Annotated in this window: 26 protein-coding genes; 11 read left to right on the top strand and 15 right to left on the bottom strand. The window is 64.6% G+C overall.

What is annotated here, in order from left to right:
* Positions 1–26 precede the first annotated feature (26 nt).
* The 3 genes from QA639_RS22240 (at position 27) to uvrA (ending at position 4946) form a co-directional block, all read left to right on the top strand.
* Positions 27–773 (top strand): outer membrane protein, encoded by a 747-nt coding sequence (locus QA639_RS22240; protein ID WP_028332104.1) that lies wholly within the window; start codon positions 27–29, stop codon positions 771–773.
* A 260-nt stretch (positions 774–1033) separates the two neighbouring features.
* Positions 1034–1693: an outer membrane protein gene (locus QA639_RS22235; protein WP_028332105.1), complete on the top strand. Its 660-nt coding sequence runs from the start codon at positions 1034–1036 to the stop codon at positions 1691–1693.
* A 271-nt stretch (positions 1694–1964) separates the two neighbouring features.
* Positions 1965–4946, top strand: a complete 2982-nt coding sequence (gene uvrA, locus QA639_RS22230) for an excinuclease ABC subunit UvrA (RefSeq protein ID WP_028332106.1) — start codon at positions 1965–1967, stop codon at positions 4944–4946.
* A gap of 118 nt (positions 4947–5064) precedes the next feature.
* Here the strand turns inward: uvrA and QA639_RS22225 are convergent, their stop codons facing one another.
* From QA639_RS22225 to QA639_RS22205, 5 genes are all read right to left on the bottom strand, one after another.
* Positions 5065–5436 (bottom strand): VOC family protein, encoded by a 372-nt coding sequence (locus QA639_RS22225; RefSeq protein WP_157345077.1) that lies wholly within the window; start codon positions 5434–5436, stop codon positions 5065–5067.
* 170 nt (positions 5437–5606) lie between these two features.
* Entirely contained in the window at positions 5607–5939 is a 333-nt protein-coding gene (locus QA639_RS22220; protein ID WP_028332108.1) for a PRC-barrel domain-containing protein, read from the bottom strand.
* 258 nt (positions 5940–6197) lie between these two features.
* Positions 6198–7136, bottom strand: coding sequence for a YVTN family beta-propeller repeat protein (locus tag QA639_RS22215; protein WP_283087419.1), 939 nt, complete (start codon positions 7134–7136; stop codon positions 6198–6200).
* A 103-nt stretch (positions 7137–7239) separates the two neighbouring features.
* Positions 7240–7779 (bottom strand): SRPBCC family protein, encoded by a 540-nt coding sequence (locus QA639_RS22210; protein ID WP_157345074.1) that lies wholly within the window; start codon positions 7777–7779, stop codon positions 7240–7242.
* A gap of 157 nt (positions 7780–7936) precedes the next feature.
* Positions 7937–8704 (bottom strand): AAA family ATPase, encoded by a 768-nt coding sequence (locus tag QA639_RS22205; protein ID WP_028332110.1) that lies wholly within the window; start codon positions 8702–8704, stop codon positions 7937–7939.
* An 83-nt stretch (positions 8705–8787) separates the two neighbouring features.
* On the opposite strand from QA639_RS22205, the gene QA639_RS22200 reads away from it, so the two are divergent.
* Positions 8788–9111: a hypothetical protein gene (locus QA639_RS22200; RefSeq protein ID WP_283087418.1), complete on the top strand. Its 324-nt coding sequence runs from the start codon at positions 8788–8790 to the stop codon at positions 9109–9111.
* 307 nt (positions 9112–9418) lie between these two features.
* On the opposite strand, the gene QA639_RS22195 is transcribed toward QA639_RS22200, so the two are convergent.
* From QA639_RS22195 to QA639_RS22180, 4 genes are all read right to left on the bottom strand, one after another.
* On the bottom strand, positions 9419–10294 hold the full coding sequence (locus QA639_RS22195) for a PCC domain-containing protein (protein ID WP_283087417.1): 876 nt from the start codon (positions 10292–10294) through the stop codon (positions 9419–9421).
* A gap of 4 nt (positions 10295–10298) precedes the next feature.
* A complete protein-coding gene (locus tag QA639_RS22190) occupies positions 10299–11939 on the bottom strand; it encodes an acyl-CoA synthetase (protein WP_283087416.1) in 1641 nt (546 codons plus the stop codon).
* Positions 11940–12149: 210 nt separating this feature from the next.
* The gene (locus QA639_RS22185) at positions 12150–12551 is read right to left on the bottom strand and encodes an SPW repeat protein (protein WP_028332114.1); all 402 of its coding nucleotides are present in this window, start codon (positions 12549–12551) and stop codon (positions 12150–12152) included.
* A 180-nt stretch (positions 12552–12731) separates the two neighbouring features.
* Complete coding sequence (locus tag QA639_RS22180; RefSeq protein WP_283087415.1) at positions 12732–13676, bottom strand: tetratricopeptide repeat protein; 945 nt, start codon at positions 13674–13676, stop codon at positions 12732–12734.
* Between the two features lie 100 nt (positions 13677–13776).
* Here QA639_RS22180 and QA639_RS22175 point away from each other — a divergent pair, with 100 nt between their 5' ends.
* On the top strand, positions 13777–14049 hold the full coding sequence (locus QA639_RS22175) for a GNAT family N-acetyltransferase (RefSeq protein ID WP_050384345.1): 273 nt from the start codon (positions 13777–13779) through the stop codon (positions 14047–14049).
* A gap of 112 nt (positions 14050–14161) precedes the next feature.
* On the opposite strand, the gene QA639_RS22170 is transcribed toward QA639_RS22175, so the two are convergent.
* Together QA639_RS22170 and QA639_RS22165 are read right to left on the bottom strand one after the other, a co-directional pair.
* Positions 14162–14953 carry a fumarylacetoacetate hydrolase family protein gene (locus tag QA639_RS22170; protein WP_283087414.1) on the bottom strand — a complete coding sequence of 264 codons (792 nt, stop codon included), beginning with the start codon at positions 14951–14953 and terminating at the stop codon, positions 14162–14164.
* 105 nt (positions 14954–15058) lie between these two features.
* On the bottom strand, positions 15059–15472 hold the full coding sequence (locus tag QA639_RS22165; protein ID WP_212058276.1) for a DUF3597 domain-containing protein: 414 nt from the start codon (positions 15470–15472) through the stop codon (positions 15059–15061).
* 288 nt (positions 15473–15760) lie between these two features.
* Here QA639_RS22165 and QA639_RS22160 point away from each other — a divergent pair, with 288 nt between their 5' ends.
* Positions 15761–16672, top strand: a complete 912-nt coding sequence (locus QA639_RS22160; RefSeq protein ID WP_283087413.1) for a DUF2189 domain-containing protein — start codon at positions 15761–15763, stop codon at positions 16670–16672.
* 26 nt (positions 16673–16698) lie between these two features.
* Here QA639_RS22160 and QA639_RS22155 read toward each other — a convergent pair whose 3' ends face one another.
* Positions 16699–16878: a hypothetical protein gene (locus tag QA639_RS22155; RefSeq protein ID WP_157345059.1), complete on the bottom strand. Its 180-nt coding sequence runs from the start codon at positions 16876–16878 to the stop codon at positions 16699–16701.
* A 24-nt stretch (positions 16879–16902) separates the two neighbouring features.
* Between QA639_RS22155 and QA639_RS22150 the strand changes: the two genes are divergently transcribed.
* Entirely contained in the window at positions 16903–17718 is an 816-nt protein-coding gene (locus QA639_RS22150) for a lytic murein transglycosylase (protein ID WP_076828618.1), read from the top strand.
* Positions 17719–17853: 135 nt separating this feature from the next.
* Here the strand turns inward: QA639_RS22150 and QA639_RS22145 are convergent, their stop codons facing one another.
* A complete protein-coding gene (locus tag QA639_RS22145) occupies positions 17854–18138 on the bottom strand; it encodes a hypothetical protein (protein ID WP_050384343.1) in 285 nt (94 codons plus the stop codon).
* Between the two features lie 722 nt (positions 18139–18860).
* Between QA639_RS22145 and QA639_RS22140 the strand changes: the two genes are divergently transcribed.
* The 4 genes from QA639_RS22140 to QA639_RS22125 all read left to right on the top strand — a co-directional run bounded on the left by QA639_RS22140 (position 18861) and on the right by QA639_RS22125 (position 22038).
* Positions 18861–19013, top strand: a complete 153-nt coding sequence (locus tag QA639_RS22140) for a DUF1127 domain-containing protein (protein ID WP_016846063.1) — start codon at positions 18861–18863, stop codon at positions 19011–19013.
* A 110-nt stretch (positions 19014–19123) separates the two neighbouring features.
* Positions 19124–20557, top strand: a complete 1434-nt coding sequence (gene trmFO, locus QA639_RS22135; protein WP_283087412.1) for a methylenetetrahydrofolate--tRNA-(uracil(54)-C(5))-methyltransferase (FADH(2)-oxidizing) TrmFO — start codon at positions 19124–19126, stop codon at positions 20555–20557.
* 5 nt (positions 20558–20562) lie between these two features.
* Positions 20563–21666 (top strand): serine/threonine protein kinase, encoded by a 1104-nt coding sequence (locus QA639_RS22130; protein ID WP_283087411.1) that lies wholly within the window; start codon positions 20563–20565, stop codon positions 21664–21666.
* Between the two features lie 150 nt (positions 21667–21816).
* Positions 21817–22038, top strand: coding sequence for a DUF1488 family protein (locus QA639_RS22125; RefSeq protein WP_244481965.1), 222 nt, complete (start codon positions 21817–21819; stop codon positions 22036–22038).
* Here the strand turns inward: QA639_RS22125 and QA639_RS22120 are convergent.
* Together QA639_RS22120 and QA639_RS22115 are read right to left on the bottom strand one after the other, a co-directional pair.
* Positions 22035–22898, bottom strand: coding sequence for a phytoene/squalene synthase family protein (locus QA639_RS22120; protein WP_283087410.1), 864 nt, complete (start codon positions 22896–22898; stop codon positions 22035–22037). The genes QA639_RS22125 and QA639_RS22120 overlap by 4 nt on opposite strands.
* A complete protein-coding gene (locus QA639_RS22115) occupies positions 22895–23278 on the bottom strand; it encodes an Mth938-like domain-containing protein (RefSeq protein ID WP_018271534.1) in 384 nt (127 codons plus the stop codon). Before QA639_RS22115 ends, QA639_RS22120 begins: the two co-directional genes overlap by 4 nt.
* Between the last annotated feature and the right edge of the window lie 5 nt (positions 23279–23283).

Raw genomic sequence — 23283 nt, 5'->3', positions numbered from 1 at the left:
CCGATCGGGGTGCTGGGGGATTGATAATGAAGAAGTTTTTGCTCGGTACGGTTGCTCTGATTGCGTTTGCTGCACCTGCAGCGGCCGCCGATCTCGCTGCGCGCCCCTACACCAAGGCGCCGCCGCCGGTGGTTGCCCCGATCTATGACTGGACCGGTTTCTACATCGGCGCCAACGGCGGCTGGGGCTCGAGCCACAATTGCTGGGACCAGCTCCCGGCCGGCATCTTCCTCGCCTCGGACGGTTGCCATGATGCAACGGGCGGCGTCGCCGGTGGCCAGATCGGCTATCGCTGGCAGGCCGGCACCTGGGTGTTCGGCCTTGAAGCGCAGGGCGACTGGGCTGACCTAAAGGGCAGCAACGGCAGCGCGATCTTCCCGGGCCTGTTCACCAACCAGTCCAAGATCGACGCATTCGGCCTGTTCACCGGCCAGATCGGTTACGCCATCAACAACGTGCTGCTCTACGCCAAGGGCGGCGCGGCGCTGACCGACAACCGCTTCAACACCTACTTCACCCCGACCGGCGTGCTGGTCGGCAGCGCCAGCGACACCCGCTGGGGCGGCACCGTCGGCGCCGGCATCGAAGTCGGCTTCGCGCCGAACTGGACCGCAGGCATCGAATACGACCACCTGTTCATGCAGGACAAGACCTACAACCTGATCGCCCCCAACGGCACGCTGAACAGCACCATCCGCGATCGCCAGGACGTCGACCTCGTCACCGTCCGCGTGAACTACAAGTGGGGTGGCCCGGTCGTCGCGCGCTACTGATCGCGCCAGGCCGATTTGATCCAGACGAAAGGCCGGCCTCGCGCCGGCCTTTTTGTTTGTGCGCCGGCTTTTTCGTTGCGTGTGCACGCGCACCTCACCGGGGCCGTTTTCGGTGCGTTGTGGTTTCGCGGATACACACGCTCCGGCATTTCTCTGTAGAAGCGGCAGCACGTCACGCGACACTGCTGTGACGCTCTCTTCAAAATCTTTGAAGGGACAACAAGAAAATGAGCAAGAAAAACGGGACTCGGACTTTGAAAATCAGGAATGTTTTGCTGGCCTCGGCCGGCATGTTTGCACTGAGCGCTTTTGCACCGGCAATGGCCGCCGACATGGCGGCACGCGCGCCTTACGTAAAGGCTCCGCCGCCAGCGGCGATCTACAACTGGACCGGCTTCTACGTCGGCGGCTTCGGCGGCTACGCCAGCGAGAATTCCGGCACCCCGAGCATGGAAGGCGGCTTCGGCGGCGGCACCATCGGCTACAACTGGCAGGCCGGCAACATCGTGTACGGCCTCGAGGTCGACGCTGCAGGCGCTGACATCGACGCATCGGTCTCGACGCTCGGCGTCACCGCCCGCAGCAAGATCGACTCGCTCGGCACCGTGCGCGGTCGCCTCGGCTTCGCCGTCGACAAGGTGCTGTTCTACGGCACCGGCGGCTACGCCTGGGCCAACAACGAGGTCAGCGTCACCGCGCTCGGCGTGACCGCCTCGCAGAGCAACTTCCACTCCGGCTGGACCGTCGGCGCCGGCGTCGAAGCGTTCATCGCGCCCCAGTGGTCGATCAAGGGCGAATACCTGTATCGCAGCCTCGACAGCGAGACCTATTTCGGCGTGCCGTCCGGTACGCTCGAGCTGCACAGCGCCCAGTTCGGCGTGAACTATCACTTCGGCGGCCCGATCGTCGCCAAGTACTAAGACAAGTATTGAGCGAATTGCTGACCGCCGTCGGCGGTCAGATCGCACCGAAAGGCCGGCCTCGCGCCGGCCTTTTTTGCGTCAGGGAACCGGCGCTGCTGACTGCTGCTGCCATCAGGCAAACTATCCGTTGATGGACGCTATTCAGCACTGGAAATTGTCGGCCGTTCTTCCTACGTTCCAGTCTTCACACCCCCATCGGCGCAAGGTCCCGGCAGCACCGGCGATGCGCGCCCAAAAGGCGCCCAAGCATGCGCCCGGAACTGTCGCAATGGATGAAGTGCTCAAGGCGAAGCGCCAACAGAACGCCGGCTCCTCATCGCGCGCCATCACAATCCGTGGCGCGCGCGAACACAATCTGAAGAACATCGACGTCGAGATTCCCCGCGACAAGCTCGTGGTGTTCACCGGCCTGTCCGGCTCCGGCAAATCCTCGCTCGCGTTCGACACCATCTATGCCGAGGGCCAGCGCCGCTACGTCGAGTCGCTGTCGGCCTATGCGCGCCAATTCCTCGAGATGATGCAGAAGCCTGATGTCGACCAGATCGACGGCCTGTCGCCGGCGATCTCGATCGAGCAGAAGACCACGTCGAAGAACCCGCGCTCCACCGTCGGCACCGTCACCGAGATCTACGACTACATGCGCCTGCTCTGGGCGCGTGTCGGCGTGCCCTATTCGCCGGCCACGGGGCTGCCGATCGAGAGCCAGATCGTCTCGCAGATGGTCGACCGCGTGCTGGCGCTGCCGGAAGGCACCCGTCTCTACCTGCTGGCACCGGTCGTGCGCGGCCGCAAGGGCGAGTACAAGAAAGAGCTCGCCGAATATCTCAAGAAGGGCTTTCAGCGCGTCAAGATCGACGGCACGTTCTACGAACTGTCCGAGGCGCCCGCGCTCGACAAGAAATTCCCGCACGACATCGACGTCGTGGTCGACCGCATCGTGGTGCGTCCCGACCTCGCCCAGCGCCTCGCCGAAAGCTTCGAGACCGCGCTGAAGCTCGCCGAAGGCCTCGCCGTGATCGAGTATGCCGACGCACCGGCGGCGGCCGCGGGTGAAAAGGAAGACAAGAAGAAAACGGCAAAAATCCACGACAAGAGCGGCCCCGAGCGCATCCTGTTCTCGGAAAAGTTCGCCTGTCCGGTCTCCGGCTTCACGATCCCCGAGATCGAGCCGCGCCTGTTCTCGTTCAACAACCCCTATGGCGCCTGCCCGGCCTGCGGCGGCCTCGGCGTCGAGCAGCATATCGACGAGGACCTGGTCATCCCGGACAAGGAACTGACCCTGCGCAAGGGCGCGATCGCGCCCTGGGCGAAATCGTCCTCGCCCTACTACATCCAGACTCTGACCGCGCTCGGCAAGCACTACAAATTCACGCTCGACACCAAGTGGAAGGACCTCACCAAGAAGGTCCAGAACGCGCTGCTGCACGGCTCCGGCGACGACGAGATCAAGTTCTCCTATGAGGACGGGGTGCGCTCCTACGACACCAAGAAGCCGTTCGAGGGCGTCGTCACCAACATCGACCGCCGCTACCGCGAGACCGAGAGCGAGTGGGCGCGCGAGGAGCTCGGCAAGTACTTTTCCGACGTGCCCTGCGAAGGCTGCAACGGCCATCGGCTGAAGCCGGAGGCGCTGTGCGTCAAGATCGGCGGCAAGCATATCGGCGAGATCTCGGAGCTCTCGGTCAAGCGCGCCGGCGAATGGTTCGAGACGGTGCCGGAGGCGCTGAACGCGCAGCAGAACGAGATCGCGACGCGCATCCTCAAGGAGATCCGCGAGCGCCTGACCTTCCTGCTCGACGTCGGCCTGAACTACCTGACGCTGTCGCGCTCCTCCGGCACGCTGTCCGGCGGCGAGAGCCAGCGCATCCGCCTCGCCTCGCAGATCGGCTCAGGCCTCACCGGCGTGCTCTACGTGCTGGACGAGCCGTCGATCGGCCTGCACCAGCGCGACAATGCCCGCCTGCTCGACACGCTCAAGAGACTTCGCGACCTCGGCAACACCGTGGTCGTGGTCGAGCATGACGAGGACGCGATCCGCCTCGCCGATTACGTGCTCGACATCGGGCCCGGCGCCGGCATGCATGGCGGCCACATCGTCGCCGAGGGTACGCCCGACCAGATCATGCGCAACCCGAAATCGCTGACTGGCAAATATCTGACCGGCGAGCTTTCGGTGCCGGTCCCCGACCGGCGGCCGCCGAACCACCGGCGCACCATCAAGGTCGTCAACGCCCGCGGCAATAACCTCAAGAACGTCTCGGCCGAGATTCCGCTCGGCCTGTTCACCTGCGTCACCGGCGTCTCGGGCGGCGGCAAGTCGACGCTGCTGATCGACACGCTGTACCGCGCCATCGCCCGCAAGCTGAACAATGCCAGCGAGGGCGCGGCGCCGCACGACCGCATCGAGGGCCTCGAGCACATCGACAAGATCATCGACATCGACCAGTCGCCGATCGGCCGCACCCCGCGCTCGAACCCCGCGACCTATACCGGCGCCTTCACGCCGATCCGCGAATGGTTCGCCGGCCTGCCCGAGGCCAAGGCGCGCGGCTACGAGCCCGGGCGCTTCTCCTTCAACGTCAAGGGCGGCCGCTGCGAGGCCTGCCAGGGCGACGGCGTCATCAAGATCGAGATGCACTTCCTGCCCGACGTCTACGTCACCTGCGACACCTGCAAAGGCAAGCGCTACAACCGCGAGACGCTGGAGGTGCTGTTCAAGGGCAAGAGCATCGCCGACGTGCTCGACATGACGGTCGAGGAAGCCGCCGAGTTCTTCAAGGCGGTGCCGCGCGTGCGCGAGACCTTCCAGACCCTGCACCGGGTCGGCCTCGACTACATCCATGTCGGCCAGCAGGCGACGACGCTGTCGGGCGGCGAAGCCCAGCGCGTCAAGCTGGCCAAGGAGCTGTCAAAGCGCGCAACCGGCCGCACGCTCTACATCCTGGACGAGCCGACCACCGGCCTGCACTTCCACGACGTCGCAAAACTGCTCGAGGTGCTGCACGAGCTGGTCGCCCAGGGCAACACGGTCGTGGTGATCGAGCACAATCTCGAGGTCATCAAGACCGCCGACTGGGTCATCGACCTCGGCCCCGAAGGCGGCGACGGCGGCGGCGAGATCGTCGCCTGGGGCCCGCCGGAGGACATCGTCAAGGCACCGCGCAGTTACACCGGGAAGTTTTTGGCCCCGGTGCTGAAGAAGGCGAACAGCAAGCCGAGGAAGAGCTCAGCGAGCGAGGCGGCGGAGTAGCGGCATCGCTCGTCAGTGCGAGTTACCGCAACATGCAAGTAGGTTGGGTCGAGCGAAGCGAAACCCAACAACTCACCCCCGCGGCCCGAATGATGGGTATCGCTTCGCTCGACCCATCCTACTGATTACTGCGGCATGTGGCGATCTGCCAGACGTTTGCCCAGGCATCCCGGACCGTCGCGCGTCTGTCGCCGTAGGGCGTATCCACGGGTATCTCGATGGATTCAGCGGCTGCCGCGATCGCCCGACGATAGGTCTCGTCCGCGTCTTGAACATAGACGTAGAGAACGGCCGGCATCGCCTCGCGCACGCCTCCGCCATCGCTGATCAGGATAATCGAGTCTCCGATCCGGATTTCCGTCGGCGCGTCGGAGCGAACTTCGCCCTGCGCATCGAAAACGTCTCGAAGGAATCTGGCCAAGCCGGTGAGGTCGCTCGTGACAATTCGCGGTATGACGAAAGGCCAGCCGGCGGGCTTGAACTGGGGCATGAGTCTGCCTTTGACGAACCGACGATGATGCGGCGCTGATGAAAGCCACCAGAAACGCAGGAGCAAGTAGCCCGGATGAGCGAAGCGATATCCGGGGGCTCTGGCAGTCGCCAGCGGCGGTCCCGCATGTCGCTTCGCTCATGCGGGCTACAACAATCACCTCGCCTGCCCTACACCGCCCAATAGTTCGGGTGCGTGTACGACTGCGAGCGATCGCCCCAGTCGAATGCGTCACCGTCGAACTCAGACGGTCCGGCGCGCAAATCCTCCAGCGTGACCTCGGCTTCGAAGGCCTGCCGCACGGGATCGAAGTGCAGCGCGGTCCACTTGACGGGATAGTGGTGGTGGGTGCTCAACACGCCGCCGGTCCTGATGATGGCGTAGGCCACCGTTCCGCTCACCTTGTCGAGCATCAGCCGCTCGATCGAACCGAGCTTTGCGCCGTCGCGCCCGAAGACGCAGACATGCTCGACCCGGTCACTGGGCACCAAGGTATGATGCATGGCATCCTCCCTGTGTTTTCTCGTATTGCCCGATAATATATGCCTGCCGCGCTGGTGGGCCAATGGGGCGCGGCTCGGCGAAAGCCGCAGGAGCGATCGGCTATCGCGCGGCGGCGGACGCCTGCACAATTTCGGAATAATAAAAACGTATCGCTGATTTGCCCGACGCGTCAAGTCGCTTTTCCGAGTGTCGGCGGCAGCCTGCTCCTTTGCATGGGGTTGTTTTCGATATTTTGGGACACCCCACGCACCTTCTGCCTACTCCGTCCGTCTCAGGAATGCCCCGAACGCCCTTGGGCCGTCGCCGACCTTGACCTCGCCAATTACCTTCATCTCGGTGGCATCGATCACGCTCAGCGTGTTGCTCTCCCAGTTCGCGACCAGGATGCGCTGGCCGTCGGCGGTCGCCTCGATGCCTTCGGGGTAGTCGCCGACGGTGATACGCTTCACCGGCTGCAAGGTCGCGAGGTCGAACACGCTGACCTTGCCGTCATACTGGTCGGTGACGAAGCCGCGGCCCTGCGCCAGCGCCACCGCGTAGGGACGCAGGCCGACATGCACGCGGCCGACCTCGCGGGCAGTCGCGATGTCGATCACCGAGACGTCGTTGGTGCCGACATTGGCGGTGTAAGCGCGCTTGCCCTCGGCGTCGATGGTGACGCCGAACGGCCGCGTGCCGACCTTCACGATCCCTCTCCGCTCGCGCGAGGCGGTGTCGATGATGGAGACGCTGTCGTCGTCGCGATCCGCCGACAGCAGCAGCAGCCCATCCGGCGTCACCGCCAGCCCGGACGGCGATGCACCGACCGCGATACTTGCGGCGACACGGCGCTCTCTGGCATCGATCACCCGCACCGCGGCGGCGTACCAGTCGGCGACATAGACCGTCGCGCCATCGGGCGCGACCGCGATGCCGAGCGGCCCGCCGCCGACATCGACCCGGCCCACCACCTTTCGCGCCGACGCGTCGACCACCGTGACCGCCTTGGCATCCGGACTGGTCACGTAGGCGAAGCGGCCGTCATTGCTGACGGCAACGCCGGCGGGCTTGCCACCGATCGCGATGGTCGCAACCGGCTTCGAGGTCGCGAGATCGACCACCGTGAGGTCGTCGCTGAGCTGGTTGGTGACGAACGCCTCCTCGGCCCGCGCGGCGCCGAGGCTGGCAAGCAGCGCGACGAGCGCAATCGAGCGCACGCCTAAAGCCCGATGAGATTGGGACAAACCGTCATCGCGCTTTGGCTCCTTGTTTTGAGCATGATCTTGTCGGAAAATCGCTTCGCACTTTTCCGGATCATGCTCAGGTCCCGCTCTCGATCTTCTTCTTCAGCGCTTCGAGCCCGGCCTTGTAGAGCCCGCTCACCGCCTTCACCGCGGCCTCGTCGCTCAGTTCCGGAGGCGGATCATTGTTCGGAAAGCCGCGATAGAACGCGCCGGCCCATTCCAGCTTCGACTTGCCGTCCGGTGCCGGCGACACCGTCAGCGTCGAGGAATAGTTGGTGACCGGCAGCACCTTCACGTCGACCGCCGTGATCCGGTACGAATAGCTCATCATCTCGGGTTCGTATTTGTAGAGTTCCTCGTCGACGGTGGCGCCGGGCCCCAACGTCAGCCGCCGCGTGGCGCCGATCTCGTTGCCTTTCTCGCCCTCGGTCCTGGTGACACCGGCGAGCCAGCCCATGTCCTGGAAATTGCCGATCACCGCCCACACCTTGGCCTGCGGCGCGTCGATCTCGATCGATTCCCGCACCTTCTGGCGGGTCGGCCCGTGAGCCCAGGCGGCCCCTAACACAGCCAATGCCGCCACCACGACGCCAGCTCGCGCGATCGTTCGCCTCATCCTTGTTCTCTCCCGATATGTATCGGCCATCCGCCGCCTGGCGCATGCCGCAGTTTATGGTCCGGGTTCTAGACCAGATCGGGGACCTGCTTCTTGCACCAGAGCGAAGTCGCGGCCGGCGGCTTCGCCGGGAGGCAAGTCAGCCGGGCGGTGGGTTTCACTCCTCGATCGCCGCCTCGACAAACCTCTTCGGGTCGTCGCAGAACTCGCGCATCAGCCGGTAGTGATCGGTGTCCCTCAGGCTCACCGGCTCCAGCGCGTATTTGCTCAGCCGCAGCAGCGTCGCATTCGGATAGGCCATCAGGACCGGTGAATGCGTGGCCATGATCACCTGGCAGTGGCCGGTGCCGTGCATCCGGTGCAGCAGCTTGAGGAATTCGATCTGGCGCGACGGCGACAGCGCCGATTCCGGCTCGTCGAAGATGAAGATGCCCTGCCGCTGGCAACGCTCCTCGAAGAAGCGCAAGAAGCCCTCGCCATGCGAATACGACAGGAAGTTCGGCGGCAGGTCTCTGACGTCCAGCGCTGCCGCGTCCACATAGCGCGCCACCGAGAAGAAGCTCTCGGCGCGGAAGAACCAGCCATTGGTGATCTTGGGCAGCCAGCTCGCACGAAGCGCCGCGGCAAGCGAGCCGCCCATTTTCTCCACTGCACCGCCGTGATCGACCGCACGGTAGCCCTTGCCGCCGCCGGCGTCATCATAGCCGGCCATCACGGCGATCCCCTCGAGCAGCGTCGACTTGCCGGTACCGTTCTCGCCGACAATGATGGTGATTGCCTTGTCGAAGCTGAGCTCGAAATCGTCGCGCAGCAGCGGCAGCGCGAACGGATATGCGTTGCGATTGGGAATGCGCTTGGGATCGAGCCAGACGCGCCTCAGATATGGCGCGGGCATGTTGATCGGGCGGTGTCGTCCTCTGGCCATCGGCGCGGATCCGGGGAAACAACGGCGGGTGGCCCAGTTTATATGATAGGAGCCCGCAGCAATCCTAGATGGCCGGATGTCCCATGCCTAGCAAAGCTTACGCCCTCTTCCGCAAGGCGATCCTCGACGAACAGCAAGCGGTCTGCATCCATGACGACCGGCCGCGCGAGCTCTGCCCGCACATCATCGGCCACAACAAGAGCGGTGAAGAGGTCGTGCTGGCCTGGCAGTTCGGCGGCTCGAGCTCGGGCCAACTGCCGCAATGGCGCTGCCTGCGGCTCGCTCACGTCAGCGACATCAGCCTGCGCAAGGGCGCTTGGCACGAGGGCGGCTCGCATCGCACCGAGCAGACCTGCGTCAGCGAGATCGACCTCGACATCAACATCGATGTCCGCAAGCGGCGGTGAGCGGCCCTGCGCCCTCTGGTCAAGAGAGGGCGGCGAAGGCGGCAAACCTCGGACAATTCATGTCGCGAGTGGATGTGTGACTCGCAGATCGCGCAACAAATTAGGTGTCGTCCCGGGCAAGCGAAGCGCGCCCCGGGACCCATAACCACCGAAGGTCATTGGTGCATAACGCTGGAGCCACAGCTCGCTTCGACAACGAACGTCTGTGGTTATGGGTCCCTGCCTTCGCAGGGACGACAGCGGAGGCCGCCGCGCGATATCGGCTCCGGCCTTCGCCAGGACGATGGGGATGGAGCGTGCAGTGCCCCTACGGCTGCTCCGCCTCCTCAAGCACCTCCAGCGCCAGCTCCATCGTCATCAGCACCGGATTGTCGCCGCGCACCAGGCGTCCCTCGGCGATGCCGCCGAGATAGTCGACCAGTGCGATGTCGAGTTCGGCATGCAGCCGGCCATCCGCGTCCGGTGCGATCTCGCCCGCGGTCACCGCGAGCTCGGTCGCGAAGGGCACCACGCTGTGGCCTTCGGTGAAGACGGCGCCGATGGTCGAGCCGACGCCGCCATGCAGCCGCGCGCGCAGGATGCCGTGCTGGCGGCAGAAGCCTTCCAGCGCGCAGGCAAAATCCTGGTTCGGCCGTAGCCGCAGCGCGAAGGCATGGCTCGTGGTCTTCGCCCCACGCGGCTCGGCTGCGACCGGACCGAACAGCTTGAAATTGGTCTCGCTGTCTGCTTCAGCCAGGAAGGTCGCGCCGTCGATCCCGAACGCGTTCACCTCGAACGGCTCGGCGACAATGGTTTCGTCCGGCAGCATGTGGCCGCCGTTGAACCGGCCATCGGCCTCGGTCCACAGGCCGTGGCAATGAAAGAACGGCGCGCCGTCACGTTCGCCGAAGGTCAGCGCCGCCAGCTTGAGCCGCGTCACGCCGTCGGGACGGAACGTGTCGCTGTAGAACGCGGCGTTGACGCCATCCTTCGACAGCGCCGGCATCACATAGGCGAACGGCCCGAGCGCACCACCTTTGGCGCTCAGCACGCCGCTGGCAAAACCCTCCGCCGCAAAGCCGCGGCGCACGGCTTCGAGCAAGGGAATGCCGGCCTCGAGCACGAATGAAAAGGCGCGGCCGCGCGCGCTGACCCATTGGATGCGCTCTGGATGCGGAGCGCCAGGCTGGGCGATGCTGCGCATCGCCTCACGCGCCCGTCGATTTGGCGATCACCTCGAGCAACCCGCGCGCCTCGAGCTCGTCGCGGATCAGCCGCTTCGGCACCTTGCCGTAGCCGGATTTCGGCAGCGCCTCCCAGAAGAAGAAGCGTTTCGGCATCTTGTAGCGCGGCACCTTTGGCGCGAGATAGGCGGCAAGCTCCGCCTCCGCGACCGCCTCGGTGCCCTCGCGCGCGACGCAGACGGCGACGCCGACCTCGCCCCAGAAGGGATCGGGCACGCCGAGCACCGCAACCTCGCCGACCGCGGGATGGGTCAGGAGCTTCTCCTCGATCTCGCGCGGATAGATGTTGGAGCCGCCCGAGATGTACATGTCGGAGGCGCGGCCGGTGATGTAGACGAAGCCCTCCTCGTCCATGTGGCCGAGGTCGCCGGTGCGGAACCAGCCGTCGCGAAACGCCTTCGCGTTGGCCTCGGGGTTGTCGTAGTAGCCCGCGAACACGCCGGGACCGATCACGCAGATCTCGCCGGTCTCGTGCGCCTTCAGCTCGCTTCCATCGTCGCCCTGGATCGAGACCTGCATCCCGGTGCGCTCGAAACCGCAGGTGCCGATCCGCGCATGCGGGCCGTCCTCGGGATGGTGCAGGCCGGGCGGCAGCACGGTGATGTTGCCGGTGACCTCGCCGAGACCGAAATACTGCACCAGCACGCCGCCGAGCTTGTTCAGCGCGGCCTTCTGGTCCTCGCGATACATCGGCGCGCCGGCATAGATGATGTAGCGCAGCGAGGAGTGGTCGTGTTGGTCGGCGGCGGGATGCTCGACCATCATCTTCAGGATGGTCGGCACCGTGAACATGTTGCTGACGCGATGCTTGGCGATCAGCCGGAAGGCTTCGGCGATGTCGAACTTTTCCGACGGCAGCAGGATGGTCGGCACGCCGCGCGCGGTCTGCACCAATTGATGTACGCCGGCGCCATGCGACAGCGGCGCCACCACCAGCGAGGCGTCCTCTTCCGTGGTGCCGGGCATCAAGTCGGCGAGATGGTTGGTGATGACGAAGGCCATCTGGCCATGGGTCAAGACCGCGGCCTTGGAGCGACCGGTGGTGCCGGAGGTGAAGAAGAACCAGCAGGGATCGTCATAGTCGACGGCAACGTTCTCGGCCACAGCGCCGGCGTGCGTGGCGATGACGTCGCCGACGGTCGCCTCGCCGAACGTGCCCTCCTCCCCAATCCGCCAGACGAATTCGAGCGCGGGATTGGCGGCTGCTTTGGCATGCTCGGGGAAGTCGGCGTGGCAGAGAAACGCCTTGGCGCCGGAAGCCGCCGCGAGATAGGCGACCTCGTCCGGCATCAGGCGGAAATTGGTCGGCACCCAGACCGCGCCGAGCCGGAAGGCCGCGAACATCGACCAGAACATCTCGTCGCAGTTCTTGGAATGCACCAGGATGCGGTCGCCCTTGACAATGCCACGCGCGGCCAATGCCGCCGCCAGCGCCGAGACGTTCTGGTCGATATGGCGCCAGGACCAGGCCTTCTCGTTCCAGATGAAGCCGGGGCGATCGCCGTGGCGGCGGGCGTTCTGGGTCAGGATGTAGGCGAGGTTCATCACCCGGCGCGATACTCGCGCGATTCCGCCGCGCGGCGCGGCAGCAGCCGTCCCGCTCATTGCCGCCCCGCCGATACGCACAACAGACAGGGCAAGGTCAGGACGGTCATCGGGTGTTTCCTCGGTCAGAACCGGGCGTCTTCAAGCGCCGCAAGGGATTGGTACCGCCCGGTTTATCGCCAAGCCGCCGCCTTCGGCAAGGCCCGCCGGACGCAGCGCGATGATACCGCGCGCCGGAGGCGGTCAACCCGCTGTTTTCTGCCCAGCCCGCTACTGCGGGTGCTTGGCGAGTTCCTGCTCGCTCAGGTTCCAGTCCTGCCACAGCTGCAACGCGCCTATAAAGGCGACCAGCGCGCCGAGCAGGATGTGCCAGAACTGCAGCGCGTGGTCCTCGGCGTAACCAAAGACCATGGGCGACGCCATCAGCCAGAGACCGAGCAGGATGCTGGCCACCTCCTCCCAGCGGTGCAGCGCGACATATTCGAGCTGGGCGATGCCGAGCACCAGCATGCCGACCATGAAGCTGTTGAGGACGAGGTGGCTGCGCTCGATATCGACGGCGCCGCTCACCTGCATCGGAAACCAGGGCGAGACCATGATCAGCACGCCGAGCAGCATGCCGAACCAGTCCTCCCAGGGCCGGTGCGTATTGAAGAAACGATTGTCCGACATGACGAACCTCCTCCGACAAGAGGCATACGTCGGCGGCCGGCTCCGCCACTCCGTACCAGACGACCATCCGGCCGCATCAGGGGCGTATGTCTGTCATCAAACCTAATCGAACTGCATCCATCCGCAAGGCCCGTCCCGCGTATGCGCGACGCGGCGGGAGCAGCCGTGGCCGGCAGGATGTCACCGCGCCCCGCCGAGCCGCGCCAGCGCCCCCTTGGCGCTCTGGAGATCGGGCTGCAGCTCGAGCGCCTTGCGGAAATCGGCCGCCGCGCCCTTCTTGTCGCCGAGCCGCAGCCTGGCCTGGCCGCGATTGTTCCAGGAATAGACGTCGGCGGGATCGTATTGCAGCGCCTTGTCGTAATCGGCGAGCCCGCCCTTGTTGTCGCCCTGAAAGAGCCGGATCATGCCGCGGTTGCGCCAGCCGCGCGCGTCGGTCGGCGCGATCCTCGCCGCCTCGCCATAGTCGGCGGCGGCGCGATCGAGCTGCTCGGTATCGCGATAGACATTGCCGCGGTTGATGTAGGCGAGCACGTTGGGCTCGAGCTTGATCTCGGTGGTGAAGTCGGCGATCGCATGCGCCGCATCGCGCTTGCGGTGGTAGACGAAGCCGCGATTGCCGTAGGCGGTGGCGAGTTGCGGATTGAATTTGATGGCGAGGCTGAGATCGGCCAGCGCGCGGTCGAGATCGCCCTTGTTGAGCCAGGCATCGCCGCGGTTGTTGCAGGCCAGCGCGAACGCCGGATCGATCCGGATCGCCTCGTCGTAATCGGCAATCGCATGATCGAGATCGCGCTTGAAGGCGTAGACGCGGCCGCGATTGGTATAGGCGCAGGCATAGGCGGGATCGAGTTTGATGGCCTCGTTGAGGTCGGCGAGCGCTGCATCGAGCTCGCGCTTCTCGGTCAGCCCATGGCCGCGATTGCAATAGGCCCCGGCCAGCCGCTTGCCGGTCTCGGTCTTGCCGTCGATCACTGTGGTGCAGGCGGCCACGCGGTCGCCGGCTGCCGTCGTCAGGCCGACGCAGGTCTGCCAGCTCGGATCGTCGGTGGCAGCGGCTTGCGGCGGGTTTGGAAGCATCAACGCGACGCCGAGCAACACGGCGGTCAGACAGGCCAAAATGCGCATACCGTCAATCCACAAATGCCAATTTGCGGGTTGGTCGCGGCTTTGCACCGGCCGGTTCACACGCTTACATCAGGGCCTGTGAATCAACCGGGATTTTGCGATGGCCGCCGTCCGCGACAACAGGGACCAAAACCGCTTCGAGCTCGACACCGAGGGCGGCCTCGCTTTTGCGAACTACCGGCGGACGCCCGCGGCCGTCATCATCACCCATACCGAGACACCGCGCGCCCTGCGCGGCCGCGGCATCGCATCGGAGCTGGTCAAGGGTGCGCTGGATCTGATCCGCGCCGACGGCCGCAAGGTGATCGCCGGCTGCGGTTTCGTGGTGGATTACCTCAACAAGCATCCGGAATACGCGGATCTTGCCGGCTAGAGCCCGTTCCGTTCCGATGGAATCGGAACGGGGCTCTAGCTGTTCATTGTGACGCGTTTTCTTTACGCGAACCGGTATCCACTTCGCTCGAAAACGCTTTGCGCCGCGTTCGTCAGACGATCTTGATCGACATGTCGGGCAGGCCTTCGAGCTTGCACAGCAGCACGTCGCCCTTGACCACCGGACCGACGTTCTCCGGCGTACCGGAATAAATGATGTCGCCGGCCTTCAACTCGAATGCCTCGGACAGCTTTGCGATCTGCTCGGCGACGCTCCAGATCATGTTCTTCAGATCCGAGCTTTGTCGCACCGTGCCGTTGATCGCGAGCGAGATCGCACCTTGCGTGAAATGGCCGGTCTTGTCAGCCGGATGGATCGGCCCAAGCACCGCGGCATGGTCAAAGCTCTTGCCGATCTCCCAGGGCTTCTTCTCCGCGGCCATGCCGTTCTGCAGATCGCGCCGCGTCATGTCGAGGCCGAGCGCGTAGCCATAGACATGATCGAGCGCCTTGTCGGCCGGAATATTGGTGCCGCCGGATTTCAGCGCGGCGACCAGCTCGACCTCGTGGTGATAGTTCTTGGTCAGCGACGGATAGGGATGAACGGCGACGGTGCCGATCGCGACATTCTGGATCGCATCCGTCGGCTTCTGGAAGAAGAACGGCGGCTCGCGCGTCGGATCCGAACCGCGCTCGATGGCGTGCGCGGCGTAGTTGCGGCCGATGCAGTAGATGCGGCGAACCTGGAACACCTCGCTGGCGCCGACGATCGGGATCGTCACGGCCGGGACCGGAAACATCGCCTTCGGCGTGGCCTCGGCATGGGCCGGCGCGGATTGCGCGGCGGCGCCGGCCAGTGCGAGGGCGCCGGTCGCAAGCATCGTCCGGCGATCGAGATCAGTCATGGGCGTTCTCCTTGTTGTTGTTGGCCGATCTATAGATGTTCGCCGATCGATAAAAAAGGGCCCGCGTTGGCGCGGGCCCTTTCTATGCGCGGATGGATGATCCCGTCAGTGCTTGATGTCGGGGGGCAGCTTGCCGCCATTGGCTGCGAGCTTGGTCATCACCTGCTTGTGCAGCCAGATGTTCATGCTGGCGGAATCGTTGGTGTCGCCGGTGTAGCCGAGCTCCTTGGCGAGCTCCTTGCGGGCCGACAGGCTGGAGTCGATGTCGAGCGCCTTCATCAGGTCGACGATCGAGGTCCGCCACTCGAGCTTCTCGCCCTTGGCGGCAACCGCCTTGTCGAGGATCGGGGCGACGTCAACGGACTGCGCCGGCGCCGCGCCGGCGGGCACTGCGGCAGGAGACGACGATGCGCTGCCGGATCCACCGGCGGGAGCTGCGCTTGTGGCCGTTCCGCCGGCGGGCGCAGCGGTGGCGCTACTGCCGAAGATCGCGCCCATGATTTTTCCGAAAATGCTCATCGTTCGCTCCCAAGAGAGTTGAGATGTGAAGGCCAGACGGCCTTGGCGCGCCTGACCGAGGTCGCAGTTCAAGTCTATCGCCCCCTCCATAGCTTGCCAATGCGACATTCACTTAAGCGTGAGTGCTTTTGGCACAGTTTGGGAGTAGCCTCATTGCACAGTTCGCGACACGGCCAGTTCCCTGCTCTGTCTTTCGCGTCTGGCTTGATCGTGATCGCTTCGAGAGGCGGCAGGTTTGTGCCCGCGTGCCGGGCGCCAGATGCGACCGCCCAGAGGGAGACAACGACCATGGCCAGATCATACCAAGGCAATGTCAGTTCGATGACGCAGAGCGGACAAGGCGCCGCGCCTGCGCCGGTCATCCGCACCATCGGCCTGTCCGATTTGCATCATGCGTTGCGTCTCGGCTGGGAAGACTTCAAGGCGGTGCCAAGTCACGCCATCGTCCTCTGCTTGATCTATCCTGTGCTCGGCCTCGTGCTTGCGCGCACCGTGCACGGTTATTCCGTGCTCCCCCTGCTGTTTCCGCTGGCCGCGGGCTTTGCCCTGCTCGGCCCGTTTGCCGCCATCGGCCTCTACGAGATGAGCCGCCGCCGCGAGGACGGCGGAGAAGCATCTGCCTGGGATGCCATGGAGGTATTCCGCTCACCGTCATTCGGCGCGATGCTTGGGGTCGGAACGCTGCTGTTCGCGCTGTTCGTGACCTGGATCGCCACCGCCCAGGCGATCTACACGGCGGTGTTCGGCTATGAGACCGCGGCCAACATTCCCGATTTTGCCGCGCGCGTGCTGACCACCCAGCAAGGCTGGTGGCTCATCGTGGTCGGCTGCAGCGTCGGCTTCCTGTTCGCGCTCGTCGCGCTTTGCATCAGCGTGATCGCCTTCCCCATGATGCTCGACCGCCACGCGACCGCCGGCGAAGCCATGGTGACGTCGATGCGCGCCGTCGCACAGAACCCGGTGCCGATGGCGGCCTGGGGCCTGATCGTCGCGGTGCTGCTGGTGCTGGGCACGATCCCGTTCTTCCTCGGGCTCGCCGTGGTGATCCCGCTGCTCGGTCACGCTACCTGGCATCTCTATCGCGAGGTCATCGTCAAGGATCCGAATGCGCGGCCGGTGATCCCCGAACCGCGCGAGCGCAAGCCCGCCGCGGACTTCCCGGCCAATTTGTTTCCTTGGCGGCGCAGCGATCGCGGCTAAGCGCCGCTAACCCGGATTCGTAAACGTCAAAGCAACCGCCGGCCGATATGTTCGGCCGGCGGTTTGTCGTTCAGGATCGTCAAATGGGTGTGAAACTGGCGTGGCATTTGCAGCGCGGCCTGAGAAAAAACGGCTCGGTCACGAGCCTTGTTTTGGCCGCTGTTGCCGCGAACATACCCGCCGCCTTCGCGACCAATCGACGACATCGCAGACTCCGGAGTGAATTGCCTATGACCTCTCGCTCTTGCTTTCGCACGCTCGCCATCGGCGCGTGGCTCCTGACCTCGACGGCATCGGCGCTGGCCGCTCAATGCGGCACGGGCACGTTCGAATCCTGGCTCGACGATTTCAAGAAGGAGGCTGCGACGAAGGGCATTTCGCAGAACGCGATCCAGGCCGGATTGGCTGGCGTCACGCAGGACAAGGCGATCCTCGCCCGCGACCATTCGCAGCAGGTGTTCAGCCAGACCTTCGAGCAATTCTCGGGCCGCATGGTGCCGCCGCGGCTCAATCGCGGCTCCGACATGATGAAGCGCTACGGCTCGGTGCTGTCGCGAATCGAGGAGGCCTACGGCGTACCGGGCGAAATCCTCGTCGCGATCTGGGGACTGGAGACCGATTTCGGCGTCAACACCGGAAAGTTTCCGACCATACGTTCGCTGGCGACGCTCGCCTATGATTGCCGCCGCTCCGACATGTTCAAGGCCGAGTTGATGGATGCCTTGCGTATCGTCGAGCGCGGCGATCTGCCGCCGCAGGAGATGCGCGGCGCCTGGGCCGGCGAGATCGGCCAGACTCAATTCATGCCGTCGTCCTACATCAAGTTCGCGGTCGACTTCGACGGCAACGGCAAGCGCGACCTGCTGCACAACGTGCCCGACGTGCTGGCGTCGACGGCGAACTATTTGAAGAGCTATGGCTGGAAGAAGGGCAAGGGCTGGGAGCCCGGCAGCGAGAATTTTGCGGTGATCCAGCAGTGGAACAAGAGCGAGGTATACGCCAAGACGATCGGCTACTTCGCGACCCAACTCGCCAAGGCTCCGTAGCGCTTTCACTGCCAGCTTGCATGGCGCAGCGCGGCGAACCTTCTGCTCTGACTAGATCAAAGCTGGTTCAGCTACGAATGAATCAAAAAGGGCCGACTGCCCCAGGCAATCGGCCCTTATCGCTATGATCAAAACCTACTTCGCCGTGCTAGCTTCGGCAGCCTTGCTGAGATGCGCGCCGCAAGCGCCCCACTTGTTGTTCAGCATCGCGTCCTGGGCGAGCGAGACTTCCTTCTCCGCCGCGAATTTGACCTCATTGTCAGCCATGGCTTCGACTGCAGCTTCGGTCTTGCCGAGATTGGCACCGCTGCAGCCGAGGCCCGCATGATGACGATGCGCGGCCTGAGCGGGAGCGACAGCATAGGCAACGGCAGCCACGGTGGCTGCTGCGATCAATGTCTTAATCATGGGATGATCCATCTGTTTTTCTTGGACAGATCCCAGCGTGATTGCGGAATCTGCGGAACGATTATTCGCTGTTCCCGACACCGTTCAGAATGAACTTCACGCGATACAAATGTGATGAGCGCTGCGCGCGCATCGCGCATGCGTTGCATAGTGTTTTGATTACATGTCGGTAAGGAAGCGCCGCCGCAATAGCATTGCTGGGTGCGTTCACTTCAATCGAGCTGCACTTCCGATAATCAGCAGCCCGTTCGCGCGGCAGGCCAAAATCCGAAGGGCGAGAAGGACCAAATTACCTCTGAGGTCAATGCGACTGATTGACGCTGCGCCTGCCTAGGTGTCCGCGTCGTCATGTTATGAATACATAATCATTCATACCGCAACATTCAGCATGCGAATCACGCATGGAACACGTCGCCGTGATCCGGCGTCAGCCGCGCGTCATCCCTTGACCGAACGGTCCGTAATTACCATGTAGACGGCGTAATCCAGCGCGCTATCATCCTTCTAACTCACTGATCTCAAGATGATTTTGACGTCATCGTCCGATTCGATGGAACTTTGGTCCACGGGTCCTGTCTCCATGCGCCAAACGGTTAACCGGAACTTACCATCGCTATGCGTTTTGAGATTAGCTGCATCGCAACATCGGAACTACCGCACTGCACTATATCATCTATATTCACTTCAACGATGAGGCTTTGGAAAAGCTGAATCTGAATTACTAGGAGACTACCATGTTGCTCTCGCTCATCCGTATGATCCAGGCTTTCCGGGATTATCAGCGCAATGTCAGCGAACTGTCCCAGCTCAGCGATCGCGAACTCGCCGATATCGGCCTCGACCGCTCGGACATTCCGCGCGTTGCCGCCGGCACCTACAACGGCTAATCGGCCGCAAGCCATCTGCTGAACGGATAACGCCCGCTTCCACAGCGGGCGTTGTCGTTTGTGGTGCGGTTTCAGATGCATATGAGATCAAAATGCGCTAACGCTGCGCGATGACACCGCATCAATCCTCTTCCCAACCCGTGCACATCGTGGGCGCGGGGCTCGCCGGCTCGGAAGCCGCCTGGCAGGTCGCCAATGCCGGCGTCCGCGCCGTGCTGCATGAAATGCGCCCGCACCGGATGACCGAGGCGCATCGGACCGAAGGCTGCGCCGAACTGGTCTGCTCGAACTCCTTCCGCTCCGACGATGCCGCCAACAACGCGGTCGGGCTGCTGCACGCGGAGATGCGACGGCTGGGCTCCCTGATCATGCGCTCGGCCGACGCCAACCAGGTGCCCGCCGGCGGCGCGCTGGCGGTCGACCGCGACGGCTTTTCGGCCGCCGTCACCAAGGCGCTCAACGAACATCCGCTGATCGAGATCAGCCGCGAGGAAGTCGCAGGGCTGCCGCCGGCCGACTGGAGCAACGTCATCGTCGCGACCGGCCCCCTCACCTCGGCACCGCTTGCCGACGCCATCAGGCAGCTGACCGACGAGAGCGCGCTGGCATTCTTCGACGCGATCGCGCCGATCGTGCACAAGGATTCCATCGACATGTCGGTGGCCTGGTTTCAGTCGCGCTACGACAAGGTCGGCCCCGGCGGCACCGGCGCCGACTACATCAACTGCCCGATGACGAAGGAGCAGTATGACGCCTTCGTCGCGGCGCTGCTCGATGGCGAGAAGGTCGACTTCAAGGACTGGGAAACCAACACGCCCTATTTCGACGGCTGCCTGCCGGTCGAGGTGATGGCCGAGCGCGGTCACGAGACGCTGCGCCACGGGCCGATGAAGCCGGTGGGATTGACCAATCCGCACAACCCGACCGTCAAGCCATATGCGATCGTCCAACTGCGGCAGGACAACAAGCTCGGCACGCTCTACAACATCGTCGGCTTCCAGACCAAGCTGAAGCACGGCGCGCAGCAGCGCGTGTTCCGCACCATCCCCGGCCTCGAGAACGCGGAGTTCGCCCGCCTCGGCGGCCTGCATCGCAACACTTTCCTGAATTCGCCGAAGCTGCTCGACGGACAGTTGCGTCTGCGCGCGCAGCCACGGCTGCGCTTCGCCGGGCAGATGACGGGCTGCGAGGGCTACGTCGAGTCGGCCGGCGTCGGCCTGATCGCCGGCCTTTGCGCTGCCGCCGACATGCGCGGTGCCGCGCTGACGCCGCCGCCGGCGACGACCGCGCTCGGCGCGCTGCTCGGCCACATCACAGGCGGCCACATCGAAGCGATCGAGGCCGGTTCGCGCTCGTTCCAGCCGATGAACATCAATTTCGGTCTGTTCCCCCCGCTGGCCAGTGCGCCGACCAAGAAGCCGGACGGCTCGCGGCTGCGCGGCAACGAGAAGACCGTCGCCAAGAAGCAGGCGATGAGCGCGCGCGCGCTCGCCGACCTCGACCACTGGATCGCAGAGCATCTGCGCGTTGCTGCAGCGGCCTGACAGTCATGAGCTTGCCGAAAGACGATGACGCCACCCTGTCGGTGCGGTGGAGCCAGGGCGTGCTGCTCAAGCGCGACGTGTTCTCGACCGTCGAGCGCGGCCGCTTCCGCGCCGATGACGGCGAGGTCGACGGCGTGCTGCGTCGGCTCGATCAGGTGCCGTTCTGGTCGTTCGCCCTGGCGCTGCATCTGTTCTCGCGCGAGCGCCGCGCGCTGGCCTTGGCGCGCGATCTCGACGTCGGGCCGAAGCTGTTGTGGGCCGGCCGTCGCGCACTGGTGCGCGGCTTCATCGATGGCGCGGCGCTGCATCTGGCGAAGCCGCACGGCGACGTCGCCTATTTTCGTTCCGCCAAGGCGGCGTTGCGCAAGCTGCATCGCGCCGGCATCTGCCACAACGATCTCGCCAAGGAGCAGAACTGGCTGGTCGGCCGCGATGGCCGCGCCTACCTCACCGACTTCCAGCTTGCCGCCTGCTTCAAGACCCGCAGCCGACTGTTCCGCATCGCCGCCTATGAGGATCTGCGGCATCTGTTGAAGCACAAGCGCAGTTACGCGCCGGAGGCGTTGACGCCGAAGGAGCGCAAGGTGCTCGCCAAGAAGTCCGCGGTCGCCAGCATCTGGCTCAAGACCGGCAAGAAGGTCTATCAGGCGATCACGCGCGGCATCTTCAATTTCACCGACCGCGAAGGCGGCGGCCGGAGGCTGGTCAACGACGCCCCGGTATTGATCGATCTGATCCGCAGGAATCCGCAGGTGCGCGACACCGCGATCGTCGCCTTTGCCGACCGGCGCGTCGGCGTCGGACTCTACGCCTTCGTCGAGGCGGACCAGTCCGCGCTGGAAAAGACGCTGCGCAACGAGCTTACCGCGGCCAGGGGCGTCAAGCCGCCCGAACACATCCAGGTCGTGCACGCGCTGCCGCGCGATGCCGCCGGCAAACCGCGCACCGAAATCCTGCAGCTCGTCGCCATGAACCAGATCGACCTGATCGAGCCGATGATGCGCAGCGACGCCGATCGCGAGTTCCTCAAGGACATCCTCGAGCAACGCAAGAATCTGCGCGACCGCTTCAATTTTGAAGTCGCCGAGATGGACCGGCCGGCGGGTTAGCGCGCGCTTCTCGGCGCGTGGCCCTCGACAAACGCGGCGCGAAGCTCCACTCTTTGCGAGGGGTAGCGCGCTCAAGGGACAAGTTTAATGCCACTCACCCGTGGCCGGATCGGGGGATACGATTCCGAACGACTGGCGTTCGGATTCACCATGATGAACGGCGACCAGGAAATCGAATGCCAGATCAGCGACGCCGCGTTGGACGAGCTGGCCGGCACGCGCGGAACGGCGAGCATGGCGCGGCAGGCGCAGTTCGTCGCGCTGCGCGACGCGGTCGAACAGATCGCATCCGACATCTATGACAGCGGTCGGATCGTCAGGGGCACAACGATCCGGATCTTCACCAAGCACATCGCGAAAGAGCAGAGCTAGCGACCGAACTCCTCCGTGCGCGCGGCTCGCCACAACGTCCAGAGCGTCCGCAGGCGCGAGACCGGCTTCGGCAGGAACGGGTCGTAGTCCTCCCTCCTCGCCCTGTTCAAATCGCGCCTCACGCAAGCGAGCGGCAGGAAGATCGGCCTCACGCCGGACGGGACATCCGCAAGCAGCCCGAATGCGGTCTTGAGATGGCCCTGCGCCTCGTCCGCAAGCTGATCGATCGCGGCACGGATGTTCGGCGTCACCTTGCCGGCGAACACCTCCTCCTTGCTGCCGCCGTTCTGCTGCAGCAGCTGTAACGGCAGAAACAGCTGATGCCGTGAGGCGTCGCGGCCGAGCGAAGCGATGACTTGCGCCATGCCCTGGGCAAGACCCGCATGACGGGCCAGGTGATCGATCGCCTCCGACGGCCGCGCCACCACACGCGTGGCCTGCGAGAACAGCACTGAGGCCGTGGCGTCGAGATAGCCCTCGAGCGCGGCCAGCGACGACATCGGGTCGTTGTAGAGATCGAACTGGTGTTCCTCGACCAGCCGCGAGAATGGCGAGACCGGCAGACGGTGATTGCGGATCGTGTGCAGCAGTTCTGCCGCAACCGGATTGCCCTCGACGCCGCCATGGCCCGCGCCGGCCAGCATGTCGGTCCACCATTGCAGCCGCATCTCGCCGGGCAGCGGCTGGCTGACCTGCGCGTGCACGCGCGAGACCTCAATGTTGAATGCGTAGATCGCAAGCATCGCCCGCCGTTCCGGACCCGGCAGGAACAGGGTCGACGCGTAGCGCACGAAGTCATGGCTCCGCACCAGATCGGCGCAGAAGGCCGCGCCGTCCTTCGGTGCCTCCATCGCGCTCATGGCACCGCGATCAGCGCCGCCGCGACGCGACGCCGTTCGCCCAGCATGATGTTGTAGGTGCGGATCGCAGGTCCCGTCTGCATCGGATCGAGCACCACCCGCACGGCCCGCAGGGCCTCACGCAAGCCCTTTGGCGGGACCCAGACGTCGGTGCCGGTGCCGACGATCAGTGTGTCGATCGCATTGGCGGCCGCGAACACCTTTTGCAGCGAGTATTCGTCGATCTCCTGCGGCCTGGTCACCGGCCAGGCCCAGATCGAGTCAGGCAGGCACAAGAGCGAGCCGCGGTGCGACATATCGGCAAACGCGAAGCCGCCCTTGCCGTAGGCCTCGATCGGCGCCGACCTCGGAAGATGGGGAGCGTCCGAGGAGTTGCTCATGACCG

The organism is Bradyrhizobium pachyrhizi, assembly GCF_029714545.1.
Classification (GTDB): domain Bacteria; phylum Pseudomonadota; class Alphaproteobacteria; order Rhizobiales; family Xanthobacteraceae; genus Bradyrhizobium; species Bradyrhizobium pachyrhizi.
The sequence above is the reverse complement of the archived record's forward strand: the minus strand, read 5'-3'. Positions and strand labels throughout refer to the sequence as shown.